Origin of the sequence: Mesorhizobium sp. M1A.F.Ca.IN.020.04.1.1, from assembly GCF_003997315.1 — a bacterium.
Taxonomy (GTDB): domain Bacteria; phylum Pseudomonadota; class Alphaproteobacteria; order Rhizobiales; family Rhizobiaceae; genus Mesorhizobium.
Map to the genome: position 1 here is coordinate 1 of NZ_RZSN01000183.1, position 11,122 is coordinate 11,122.

Genomic DNA, 11,122 nt, shown 5'->3' on the forward strand with positions numbered 1-11,122 from the left:
CCGAGACGCTGGGCAGCCGCTGGGCTTTCCGCGACCTTCTGGAGACTGGAGCGGCCGGGATCGTCATGCTCGACATCTCCTGGTGCGGCGGCCTGTCGGAGGCGCGCAAGATCGCTTCGATGGCCGAGGCTTGGCGGCTGCCGGTGGCGCCGCACGACTGCACCGGTCCGGTCGTGCTCGCAGCGTCGACCCATTTGTCGCTCAACGCGCCCAACGCGCTCGTCCAGGAAAGCGTGCGCGCCTTCTACCGCACCTGGTACCGCGACTTGGTGACGGCGCTGCCCGAGGTGAAAGACGGCATGATCACCGTGCCGCCGGGGCCTGGGCTCGGGCTGGCGCTCAGTCCCGATCTTGGCAAGGCCTACACCGTCCACCGCCGCGTCAGCAGCCAGACGGACATTTAGCCCAAGACGCACATCTAGGATCCATAGGGAGGAACAAACATGAGAAAACTGACAGCAATGCTTCTGCTCGGCGCCGCCCTCATCGGCGGGCAATCGGCCGCCAAAGCCGACGGGCTCAACATCGTCTTTACCCATCATTCGTCGGCCTCCAACACATTCTGGCAGGCGGTGAAGAAAGGTTTCGATGATGGCTGCGCCAAGGTCGAGGCCAACTGCAACATGGTCTTCACCCAGACCGAGGGATCGATCGAGCAGCAGGTCGCGAACATGCGCGCGGCCCTTGCCGCCAAGCCCGACGCGCTGCTCACCTCCATCGTCGACGACCATGCCTTCGACGATGTCATCAAGGAGGCCCGCGACGCCGGCGTGGTGGTGATCGCCGTCAATGTCGACGACACCGAAGGCGCCAAGGGCAATGCGCGCCAGGCCTTCATCGGCCAGGGCTTCAAGCCAGCCGGATACTCGCTCGCCAAGGCGATTTCCGAGAGCTTCCCGAAGGATGGTCCGATCAAGGTGCTGGTCGGCATCTCGGCGCCGGGCCAGAACTGGTCGGAAACCCGCGGCGCCGGCGTCATGCAGTTCCTCGAGGAATACAAGGCCGCTCATAAGGACCGCGACGTTTCGTGGGAGCGCATCGACAGCGGCACCGACCTCGCCATCACTTCCGACCGCGTCGGCGCCTATCTCAACGCGCATCCCGACACCACGGCCTATTTCGACACCGGCTTCTGGTGCGCCGGCGTGGCGCGCGTGCTGGCCGATCGCGGGGTTGCGCCCGGCAAGGTCCTGCTCGGCGGCTTCGATCTCGTGCCGGAAGTGCTGCAGCAGATGCAGAAGGGCTATGTCCAGGCGCTGGTCGACCAGCAGCCCTACATGCAGGGCTTCATGCCGGTGATGGAAGTCTATCTCAACAAGAAGCTCGGTCTTGCGCCTTCCGACATCGACACGGGGCAGGGCATCGTGCGCCAGAAGGACGCCGATGCGATCATGGCGCTGTCCGCGCAGGGCATGCGCTGAGGTCGCATGCCTTTGAGATTGGCCGAGACGCCCGTCACCGAAATGCTGGCGGGACATCACCCCCCTCTGTCCTGCCGGACCGTCCGGCAGGACAAAGGGGGGTGTGAAGGAACGCGGCGCCACAGTACCTTTCACAATCACCGCACCGGAGCCTTTCATTGAAGCGCCTGTTCAAGACCTATCTTGAGAAGCCGGAACTGGCCGGGCTGATCCTCCTGGTGCTGCTCATCGTCCTGTTCCAGGTCCGCTCCCACGGCGTGTTCCTGAACCAGGACAATCTGCGCGGCATTCTCGGCATCCTGCCGGAGGCTGGCCTCGTCGCCATCGGCGTTACCATCCTGATGATCAGCGGCGAGTTCGACCTGTCGGTCGGTTCGGTCTTCGCGCTGATGCCGATGACGATGGCGGTGCTGATGGTGCAGGGCTGGCCGTTCCCGCTGGCGCTGCTCGCCGGGCTGCTCGTCTCGGCGGCCATCGGCTTCATCAACGGTTACGTCACCATCCGCTTCGCCATCCCGAGCTTCATCACCACGCTCGGCATGCTGTTCATGGCGCGATCGCTCACCGTTGTGGTTTCCGGCGGCTTTCCGCCGCTGTTGCCCGCCGACCTGCCGACTTGGCTGTTCACTTCCTTCGTCGGGCCGGGCAACATGTTCCGCATGTCGTTTCTGTGGTTCGTCGCGGTCGCGGTGCTGACCTCGCTGATGCTGTCGCGCACCAATTTCGGCAACTGGATCAAGGCTACCGGCGGCTTCCTGCCGGCCGCCGCCGCGATGGGCATCCCAACTGCCAGGGTAAAGATCGTCTGCTTCATGCTGTGCTCGGTGCTCTCGGGCTTCGCCGGCATGCTGCAGGTGCTGCGGCTGGGGTCGCCGCTGCCTTCGATCGGCGAGGGGATGGAGCTGCAGGCGGTGGCATCCGCCGTCATCGGCGGCGCCTCGCTCGCCGGCGGCATCGGCACTGTCATGGGCGGCATCATCGGCACGACGCTCATCCGTGTCATCGACAACGGCCTTGTGCTAAGCCATGTCGACGCCAACTGGTTCAAATTCGCCATCGGCTTCCTGACCATCTTTGCCGTCGTGGCCAATGCCTGGATGCGCAAGCGCGCCAAGGCCATCAAGATGGAGGGCTGAGCCGTGAGCGATGCCATCATCTCGGTGCGCGATCTGCACAAATGGTATTCCGGCGTGCATGCCCTCAAAGGCGTCACGCTCGACTTCAAGCGCGGCGAGGCGCTCGGACTGGTCGGCGACAACGGCGCCGGCAAGTCGACCTTGATCAACATCCTGTCCGGCGTCCACCGCGCCGACCAGGGCGAGATCAAGGTCGAGGGCAGGGAGGTCAGCATCGCGACGCCGCGCGACGCGATGGATCTCGGCATTGAGACCATCTACCAGTACAATTCCATGGTCCCCACCATGTCGATCGCCCGCAACCTGTTCATCGGCCGTGAGCCGATCCGGTTCTCGATCCTCGGCGTAGGCATCCTCGACCAGAAGAAGATGGCCGAGGAAAGCGTGCGCGCCATCGCCAATGTCGACCTGCATCTGCGCTCCCCCGATGCGCTCGTCGGCGAGCTCTCCGGAGGCCAGCGCCAGGGCGTCGCGATCGCGCGCGCCATGCACTTCAAGTCGAAGGTGATGATCCTCGACGAGCCGACCAATCACCTCTCGGTCAAGGAGACCAACAAGGTGATCGGCTTCGTGCGCGGCCTGAAAGAACAGGGAGTGACGGGCGTCTTCATCAGTCACAACATGCACCACGTCTTCGAGTGCTGCGACCGTATCGTCGCGATGGCGCGCGGCGAGATGGTGCTGGACAAGCGTATCGGCGACACTTCGATCGACGAAGTCCATTCTGTCCTGTGAGGGGTTAGGCAATGAAGGCGCTCGCTGGTCGTAAAGTGTTGCTGACGGGCGGCCTCGGCTCGCTTGGCCGGGCCCAGGCGGTGACGCTGGCGCGGGCCGGCGCGCGCGTGCTGGTGCTCGACCGCCCCGACATCGGCGATGCCGAGCAGACGGTGGCGAGACTTGCCGGACAGGCCAGGGGCGATATGGCCTTCGTCGGCTGCGATCTCAACCGGCTGGCCGATGCGGAAGCGGCCGTTGCCGCGCTGGCGGCGAAGGAAGGTGGGATCGATATCCTGATCAACAACGCGGCGCTGATCATCAACCGGCCGTTCGAGCAGTTCTCGCTGGCCGAATATGAGGATCAGATCCGCGTCAATTCCTCGGCCGCCTTTGCGCTGGCGCGGGCCTGCGCGCCGGGCATGAAGGCGAAGGGCTACGGCAAGATCGTCAACTTCTGCTCGATCACGCTCAACGGCCGCTGGGACGGCTACGTGCCCTATGTCGCCTCGAAGGGCGCCATGCTCGGGCTCACCAAGTCGCTCGCGCGCGAGCTCGGGCCGCATGGCATCCGCGTCAACGCCGTGTCGCCGGGCGCGGTGGTCTCGGAGGCGGAGGCGCGCGTCTTCGGCGACCGGTTGAAGCAGTACAATGACTGGATCCTCGAGAACCAAAGCCTCAAGACGCGCATCGAGCCTGACAATGTCGCCGAGCTCGTCCTGTTCCTCGCCTCACCCGCCTCCGACATGATCAGCGGCCAGAACATCGCCATCGATGGCGGCTGGTGAGGATATGGCCGGCGCGGTCAAGCTGAACGACGGGCAGGCGAGGCTGGTGCTGGCGCCGGAGAAGGGCGCGGCGATCGCGCGCTATGACGCGCTGGTGATCGGCAGCGCGCCGGTTCCGCTGCTGAAGCCGGGCGATGGCACCGGCACGTCCGGCTGCCAACTCCTGGTGCCGTGGTCGAACCGCATCTCCGGCGGCGGCTTCACTTTCGACGGCCGCTTCCACGCCGTCGCGCCGAACATTCCGGGCGAAGCCTTTCCGATCCATGGCGACGGTTTCCAGAAACCGTGGCGGCTTGCCCGCCGCACGGACACCGAGGCGGAGCTGGTGCTCGACGAGGGCGCGATCGGTCCTTACCGCTATGCGGCTACCGTGGCCTATGCGCTGCGGGACGGCGCGCTGGAGGCGCGGCTGACGGTGGAGAACCGCGCCGGCATGCGCCTGCCTTACGGCCTCGGTTTCCATCCCTGGTTCCCGCGCGGCGACACAACCCTGCTCGAGGCCAAGGCCGGGCGTGTCTGGCTGGAGGACGAGCGCCATTTGCCGGTCGGCGTCGTGCCCGTGAGCGAGCGCCCGGCCTGGGATTTCTCGCGCTCCATCCCGCTGCCGTGGGACTGGGTCAACAACGCCTTCGACGGCTGGAATCGTCGCGCCTCGATCGCGCAGCTCGAGGAGGGGATCGGGGTCACGCTCACCGCCTCGCCGGAGCTTGGCGTCTATATCCTCTATTCCCCGTCATCCGACGCCGACTTCTTCTGCTTCGAGCCGGTGTCGCACCCGGTCGATGCGCATCACGGCGAAGGGCTGACGGTGCTTGAAGATGGGCAAACGATGAGCGCGGCGATGCGGCTGGTCTGGGCGGTGGCGGGTTGAGGGCAGCCGACCGAGCGCGTGATCTCAACCCTTGAGGGGGATACGGCCGGCAGGCCAGAGAGGGTCGTCTCACATAGATCGCCAGCATTGTCTTCGTCGCCGACGACGCCGGCGCTTCACGCGCGGCGACGCCCTCTGTCGCCTTCGGCGACATCTCCCCACAAGGGGGAGATCGGACGGCGCGTCGGCTTTCGCCAATCTCCAGCGCCGCAGAGCAGATGCCGAAGCACCTCCCTCACAGCTCCTTCTCCGCCAGCTCCCTGAATTCATCCGGCACCGAGCGCGCTGCTTGCAGCGCGACGGTGCCGTAGCCGACGGCCTGCTTGCCGAAGCGCTGGCGGATCTTGTCTATGGCGCGGTCGGCGCCGAAGCGGGCGAGGCCTTTGCGGCTGCCGGGCTTCAGCTTCTCGTCCGCCAGGCCGAGCGGCAGTTCGAGCTGCAGCTCGGCATGCTCTTCCAGATGCGAGACCGAGATCGCCAGCAGCGAGATTTCCCGTTCGCCCGGGTGAGCGGCGAGCACGCCTCTGACCAGCTCTTCCGCGACGTCAGCGAGCATGGCCGTCGCCTGGATCGGCTGCTCCAGCGTCACCGAGCGCGTGACCGCGCGCATGTCGGCAAAGCGCACGCGCACCGTCACCGTGCGGCCGGGCCGGTCCTTGGCGCGCAGGCGGCTGGCGACGCGATCGGCGAGATGCAGGAGCGTCGGCACGAAGACGCGCGGCAGCGCCGGTTTGCGGCCCAGCGCCGACTGCGCGCCGGCGGAATGGGCGCGGCGATGCGTCTCCAGCCGGCGCGGGTCGCGGTTCCAGGCAAGAGCCGCGAGCTTCTGGCCGGCGGCATGGCCGATCAGCCGCTCCAGCGCGCCGCTATGCGTGCGCGCCAATTGCCCGATCGTCTCGACGCCGATCTCGGCGAGCCTGGCTTTGGTTGCCGGACCGACGCCCCACATCAGCGACACCGGCAAATCGTGCAGGAAGGAAAGCTCGGTGCCAGGCTCGACCACCACCAGCCCGTCGGGCTTGGCCACCTGCGAGGCGATCTTGGCGAGATGCTTCGTCCGTGCCACCCCGATCGAGATCGGCAGGCCGAGCTCGCTCTTCACGCGGCGGCGGATGGTTCGCGCAATTTCGTCCGGCGGTCCGAACAGATGCGTGCAGCCGGCGACATCGGCGAAAGCCTCGTCGATCGAGATGCGCTCGACCAGCGGCGTGAAATCGTCGAGCACCTTGATCGCGGCGTCGCCGAGACGCTGGTATTCGCCGAAGCGGCCGCCGACGAAGATGAGCTGCGGACAGAGCTCGCGCGCCCTGCGGCCGGGCATGCCGCCGCGCACGCCAAAAATCTTCGCCTCATAGGAGGCGGCAAGCACTACGCCGCCGCCGACTGCGATCGGCTTGCCGCGCAGCGACGGGTCGAGCAGTTGCTCGACCGAGGCGTAGAAGGCGTCGAGATCGGCATGCAGGATCGTAGCGGCCGAAGCGGCGTTCGTGGCGGCCATCGCGCTCCCGGCTCCATCCATCCGCTTTGCGGCATCGCAGCATTAGCAGCAACTGTTGTAAGCGGTAATGCGTATGAACATAAAGAGAACAAAAGGAGTTTCCTGTCAAGCCGGCCAGCTGGGTATGAGAACATCTGCAACCCGTCACAACCAAGGGCTTTGACCGGTTGCGCCGGTGTGCTCCCCTTTGACGGGTTGACCGCTGACCAGGGAGGGGCGCGAAGGATCGCGGCCCAAAACTGCGTCATGCCAGGACGAAGTCAGGAGCCGAGCGACGCGCGAAGACCAGGATGACGAAGTGCGGCCGAGCCGGAGATCCAGGTTCTGAGACGATGGCGGGACAGCGCCCCCTCTGATCGTCCCACATGGGGGATCGGCCGTCCCTTCGCCGACAGCCGCCGCTAGGCCGGTTTGGCGTATTGCTCGGCGCTGAGCACCTCGATGCCATTGGAATGGCTCATTGCCTTCCACCCAGGCGTCATGCCCGGGCGGGATGGTATAGGACGTGCCGGCCTCGAAGGTCTTCTGCGTCCCATCGTCCATGCGTATGGTGATCGTCCCGGACACGACATAGCCGACATGCGAGACTTGGCAGCTGTCGGTCTTGACCACCGGCTTCACGCATTCGGACCATCTCCAGCCCGGCTCCATGTTGAGCCGCCCGAGCGTGTAGCCCGGCAGCCGCACCACTTCGACGCGGGTCTTGGCGGGCGAGCGAACCTCGTCGGGATTGTTATGCGACTTGGATTCGAGCTTGGTGACCTTCATTGCAGCTTCGGCCATGGCATCCTCCCATTTCCAAGGATTGCAAGCGGGGCCTGACGCGCGATCGTCGGCGACCGCCGCTGGATTGATACGCCTTTCAATGAATGATTGCTAATGTAATTGCCGGGCGCGGCGCGAAATCGATTTTGCCGCGCAGGCCCTATTGCAAGCACGCTCTGCCGGTGTTTTGCTGTTCCTTGCGCCTGGCACGACGGTGGTTGAGGGGCCACCCCGTTTCTCGCCCCTTGGGGAGAATCCTGTGAACCCTCGGCAAGTGAATTTCGCCAATAGCGCCGCGGCAAAGCCAGGCCCCGTCCGCGATAGTCCATTTTCATTTCCGCTCGCGGGCGCGCGCTCACCGCGCCCATCAAAACCGCCATAGGCGAGGCCAAGCCGGGTGGAAGGCGATACTCGAAAAATCAGAAAAACTGGGAGGAATCGATGCTTCATCAGGTAGGAAAAACGGAAACCCGTCCGCCGGTCGGGGCAGTGCGCCGCACTCCGCCGGCGCTTCGCCAGTGCTGCGACAACTATATCTGTCCGACCTGCGACCAAGTCGTCGAACTGACGGACTTCCGCCAGGTCGTCTGGCATCAAAGGCCGGGCCATCGGCCGATGGAATTGGATGACTGAGCGGACCTGCCCGAGAAAAGAGGGCCCGAGAGAAAAAGGGCCCGCGCCTACCAGAGGAATGCGCGGGCCGAAGCTGGAGTAGCCATTCGATAAACGCGCAGCCGGCCTGCCGGTTGCGCCTGGCGGATCAGCCGCCGTTGGCCGGCGCCGGGGCCGGAGCCGGTGCGGCCGGTGCGGGTGCCGGCGTCGTCGACGGTGCCGCAGGCGTCTCCACCTTGGGCGCCTCGACCTTCGGCGCATCGAGCTTTACGTTGACATCCGTCGATCCGCCACCGCCGGTGCGGCCACCGACATTGATGATGCCGGTAAAGAACAGCAGGGCCACGATCGCGATGATGGCAAGAACGATGGCCACGGCTGTGCCGGCGCCGCCCCCGCCACTGGTGTTTACAACTGTAGGTCTGTCGGCCATGGTTTCCTCTCCTCTGCCGATTGGGATGTCGTGGCAACGGCGCCAAAGCTGGAATGTTCCTGCTTTCGGGCCACGGTCCCTTGTCAGGCGGGACCTGAGGCCGCACCTTTGAGCGCAGAGGTCCGAATGGGCGATTTCTGGAAACAAGTAGGCCCACAACTCATTGTGGCACAACCGTCGAGTAACGTCCCTTCATCGGCGGTTTGAAAGTGGAGTTGCCCGCCATTTCCTGCGATGTGGCGGGCAACTCCCACAATCCCGCAGTCTGCCGAGATTCGCGAACCTGTTCGCCGCGCTTTTGCCGGTCGATCCGACCACAGGCGTGCGCGACGTGCTTTTAAGCCCTGCCTGCCGCTTCGCTCGATCTCGGCGCGGGCCGCCCAGGCTGTCGCCAAATCATGATGCACCACTCCGAGCGGAACCCGGCCGCCCGTCACGCCGTTGTCTTCCGCGAAGGGATCCTGTGGGCGGAGGCCGCCATGGACAGCTTCGAACTGATCGATCTTCTCTGCGTCGTCGACGCCTGCGCCAGCGATGGCGCGGCTGGGCGCCTTGTTTCAATGTCGAAAGCCGTCGAGGAACTGCGCGTCTTGACCGGGGACTTCGTCTCGTCCGACGAAGCGGCGGCGAACGCGTTGAGCCAGGTGGCGCTGCAGCGCGGCTGCGCGGTGTTGTTCGACGAACAGCCGGGCGCCGATATCGTCGGCGAGTACTGATTTCCCCTCGAGGGAAGAGCCGCGCTATTTAACCAGGGTGATCATCCTGCCGGCATACATCTCGCGATTGCCGAGCTCGGCCGCGCAGTCCGATTTCACCGCCGAGTTTCCGGTCATGCCTACGGTATTGCCGACCAGCCGCAGGCAATTGCCCTGCGCGTTCATGTCCGAATTGCCGGCATAGGAGATCGCCGCGTCGGGGGCATAGATGAAGCCGCTGACCACTGAGCCGGATCCGCCGTTGATCGTCAGCGCCGAGGTGTTGCCCTTGGCCTGGAAGATGGTGATGCCTGCATAGGCGCCGCTGGCCGGCGGCGAGAGGTTCACCTGCTCATTGGCATTGATGTAGAGCTGCGAGCCTTCCATCAGGAAGATCGTCACGCCCTGGCCGGTGAGGCTGCCGTTGCCGCCGGGCTTTATGGTGACATTGCGCAGGATGTAGACGCCCGGATTAAGCGTGATCTTTCCTGACCAGGTCTTGTCGCAATAGGTGCCGGGCGAAAGCGTGACCGTCTTGCCGTTCGGCATCGATTGGCACATGCCGTAAGCGGGCGGGGTGACATTGGCCAACGGGTCGAACGATGCGTACTGGTTTTCGAGCGGTGCGTCGCACGAGAGTGTTGCGTTGGGCGGCGTTATCCCCGAGGTCGAGCCGACCGTCGAGACGCATGCCGCGCTGAGCAGGGCCGAGCCGCCGCGGTCGATGGCGTCGGCCGCGTCCGAGTTTGCGGCGATCACGCAGCCGTTCATCGCGACATTGGTCGAGCCCTGCAGGTTGACGGCGGAGCCAACATGCGGATCGAGCGCCAGAACGCACGCTTGCGCCCCGGGTTTGACCTCGACGGAGGCGGAGCGGGTCGCCTGCCAGGCCGGCGCGCCGCTGATGAAAGCCGCACGGCTGATGCTCGACGACAGGGCGATGGTGTAGCCGCTCGGATCGCCGCTGGCCGCTGCCTGGAAGGCCCCGACGCTGCCCGAATATTCGCCGGCATCGGCGACGCTCAGATTGGCTGAGAAGAAAGTCAGGCCGAGCTGGCGCACATCGCCGGCCGACATGGTCGGTTGGTATTTCGTGCCCACCGCCAGCCCGGCTGCGTCCAGCGAGTTCTGCAGTTGCGCCGCGTCGTCGCTCGTGCCGGCCACATCGACGGCGCCGGCCACGACAAGCATCAGCGGCACCATGGCGATTGCGGTCGCCAGCGCGAAATTGCCGCGCGTCGAAGCCCAGAACCGTCTGATCATGGCAGCACCCCTCGCCGGAAACGGCAGAGACACTACTCCAGCCGTCTCTACGACCGATTTCCGAAAAAGATAAAATGCAGCAAAAGCTAAAATCGCTGATTTATCCGCAGCTTGACCTAACGTCCTATATAGAGTGGGACCTAAGTCTGAGTCGTGGCCGCGCAGGGCGGTAAATATGCATGCAAGGGTCTGAAAATCGCAAGTCGAGGAAAAAAATTAGCCATTCGTTTATCGCCGGGTGTTGAACGTGGTGGCTGGGATAGCTTGGGCGCGCTCGGCCATGAACACATTCGGTCGGATTTTCAGACAGTTCGTCTCCCGCCGCCTGCGGCGCGGCGAGAGCGGCAATGTTGCGACGATCTTCGCGCTCACCCTGCCGATCGTCGTCGGCGGGGCTGGGCTCGGCGTCGAGACGTCCTACTGGTACTATTCGAGCCTGAAACTACAGGCGGGGGCGGATGCGGCCGCCTATGCCGCCGCGTTGGAGAAAGTCGCCGGATCCGACAAGCCGACGATCGTGGCGGCCGCGACGCAATCGGTCGCCTCGAACGCATTGGCCGCAGCAACCGTCGTCGTCAATGACCCGCCGACCTCGGGGCCGAACACCGCCAAGAAAGCTGTCGAGGTGATCCTGACCCAACAGTTGGACCGGCTGTTCACCCAGATCTTCACGCAGGGCAAGGTGTCGGAGAAGGCGAGGGCGGTGGCGCTCATCACCGAAGGCTCCAATGCCTGCGTGCTGGCGCTCAGCAAGTCGGCTGGCCAGGCGGCGCTCTTTTCCGGCAGCACAAGCGTCAAGCTCAAGGGCTGCTCGGTCATGTCGAATTCGATCGCCAACGACGCCATCAAGGTGCAGGGATCGGCGGGGCTCCAGGCCGATTGCCTGATCTCGGTCGGCGGCATGGTGCTGAACAATCCGGGGACAA

The 11,122-nt window shown here is 65.0% G+C and carries 12 protein-coding genes; 8 read left to right on the top strand and 4 right to left on the bottom strand.

Going from position 1 to position 11,122, the window contains the following annotated elements:
• The 6 genes from EOA49_RS26490 to EOA49_RS26515 all read left to right on the top strand — a co-directional run.
• A partial coding sequence (locus EOA49_RS26490; RefSeq protein WP_281058462.1) for an enolase C-terminal domain-like protein occupies nucleotides 1-404 on the top strand: 404 nt, incomplete at its 5' end.
• A gap of 39 nt (nucleotides 405-443) precedes the next feature.
• Entirely contained in the window at nucleotides 444-1,421 is a 978-nt protein-coding gene (locus EOA49_RS26495; protein ID WP_095828680.1) for a sugar ABC transporter substrate-binding protein, read from the top strand.
• Between the two features lie 158 nt (nucleotides 1,422-1,579).
• Nucleotides 1,580-2,557 (top strand): ABC transporter permease, encoded by a 978-nt coding sequence (locus EOA49_RS26500; RefSeq protein WP_066993166.1) that lies wholly within the window; start codon nucleotides 1,580-1,582, stop codon nucleotides 2,555-2,557.
• 3 nt (nucleotides 2,558-2,560) lie between these two features.
• Entirely contained in the window at nucleotides 2,561-3,292 is a 732-nt protein-coding gene (locus EOA49_RS26505; RefSeq protein WP_127239838.1) for an ATP-binding cassette domain-containing protein, read from the top strand.
• An 11-nt stretch (nucleotides 3,293-3,303) separates the two neighbouring features.
• A complete protein-coding gene (locus EOA49_RS26510) occupies nucleotides 3,304-4,059 on the top strand; it encodes an SDR family oxidoreductase (RefSeq protein WP_127239839.1) in 756 nt (251 codons plus the stop codon).
• The gene (locus EOA49_RS26515) at nucleotides 4,046-4,930 is read left to right on the top strand and encodes an aldose 1-epimerase (RefSeq protein ID WP_245460808.1); all 885 of its coding nucleotides are present in this window, start codon (nucleotides 4,046-4,048) and stop codon (nucleotides 4,928-4,930) included. The genes EOA49_RS26510 and EOA49_RS26515 overlap by 14 nt, the downstream gene beginning before the upstream one ends.
• A gap of 235 nt (nucleotides 4,931-5,165) precedes the next feature.
• Here the strand turns inward: EOA49_RS26515 and dinB are convergent, their stop codons facing one another.
• The 3 genes from dinB to EOA49_RS26530 form a co-directional block, all read right to left on the bottom strand.
• Complete coding sequence (gene dinB, locus EOA49_RS26520) at nucleotides 5,166-6,428, bottom strand: DNA polymerase IV (protein WP_095801569.1); 1,263 nt, start codon at nucleotides 6,426-6,428, stop codon at nucleotides 5,166-5,168.
• Nucleotides 6,429-6,572: 144 nt separating this feature from the next.
• Nucleotides 6,573-7,211, bottom strand: a complete 639-nt coding sequence (locus EOA49_RS33740) for a cupin domain-containing protein (protein WP_245460809.1) — start codon at nucleotides 7,209-7,211, stop codon at nucleotides 6,573-6,575.
• 742 nt (nucleotides 7,212-7,953) lie between these two features.
• Nucleotides 7,954-8,238, bottom strand: a complete 285-nt coding sequence (locus EOA49_RS26530) for a hypothetical protein (protein WP_067001023.1) — start codon at nucleotides 8,236-8,238, stop codon at nucleotides 7,954-7,956.
• Between the two features lie 479 nt (nucleotides 8,239-8,717).
• Between EOA49_RS26530 and EOA49_RS26535 the strand changes: the two genes are divergently transcribed.
• On the top strand, nucleotides 8,718-8,954 hold the full coding sequence (locus EOA49_RS26535; RefSeq protein ID WP_127243439.1) for a hypothetical protein: 237 nt from the start codon (nucleotides 8,718-8,720) through the stop codon (nucleotides 8,952-8,954).
• Between the two features lie 24 nt (nucleotides 8,955-8,978).
• Here the strand turns inward: EOA49_RS26535 and EOA49_RS26540 are convergent, their stop codons facing one another.
• Nucleotides 8,979-10,196: a TadE/TadG family type IV pilus assembly protein gene (locus tag EOA49_RS26540; protein WP_095801447.1), complete on the bottom strand. Its 1,218-nt coding sequence runs from the start codon at nucleotides 10,194-10,196 to the stop codon at nucleotides 8,979-8,981.
• A 280-nt stretch (nucleotides 10,197-10,476) separates the two neighbouring features.
• Between EOA49_RS26540 and EOA49_RS26545 the strand changes: the two genes are divergently transcribed.
• The coding region (locus EOA49_RS26545) for a pilus assembly protein TadG-related protein (RefSeq protein ID WP_245460810.1) at nucleotides 10,477-11,122 on the top strand (646 nt) is incomplete at its 3' end.

Excerpts from the sequence above, each read along its gene's own strand:
- EOA49_RS26535 (WP_127243439.1), top strand. The coding sequence starts at position 8,718 with ATGGACAGCTTCGAACTGATCGATCTTCTCTGCGTCGTCGACGCCTGC.
- EOA49_RS26515 (WP_245460808.1), top strand. The coding sequence starts at position 4,046 with ATGGCGGCTGGTGAGGATATGGCCGGCGCGGTCAAGCTGAACGACGGG.
- EOA49_RS26530 (WP_067001023.1), bottom strand. The coding sequence starts at position 8,238 with ATGGCCGACAGACCTACAGTTGTAAACACCAGTGGCGGGGGCGGCGCC.
- EOA49_RS33740 (WP_245460809.1), bottom strand. The coding sequence starts at position 7,211 with ATGGCCGAAGCTGCAATGAAGGTCACCAAGCTCGAATCCAAGTCGCAT.
- EOA49_RS26510 (WP_127239839.1), top strand. The coding sequence starts at position 3,304 with ATGAAGGCGCTCGCTGGTCGTAAAGTGTTGCTGACGGGCGGCCTCGGC.
- dinB (WP_095801569.1), bottom strand. The coding sequence starts at position 6,428 with ATGGCCGCCACGAACGCCGCTTCGGCCGCTACGATCCTGCATGCCGAT.
- EOA49_RS26540 (WP_095801447.1), bottom strand. The coding sequence starts at position 10,196 with ATGATCAGACGGTTCTGGGCTTCGACGCGCGGCAATTTCGCGCTGGCG.
- EOA49_RS26495 (WP_095828680.1), top strand. The coding sequence starts at position 444 with ATGAGAAAACTGACAGCAATGCTTCTGCTCGGCGCCGCCCTCATCGGC.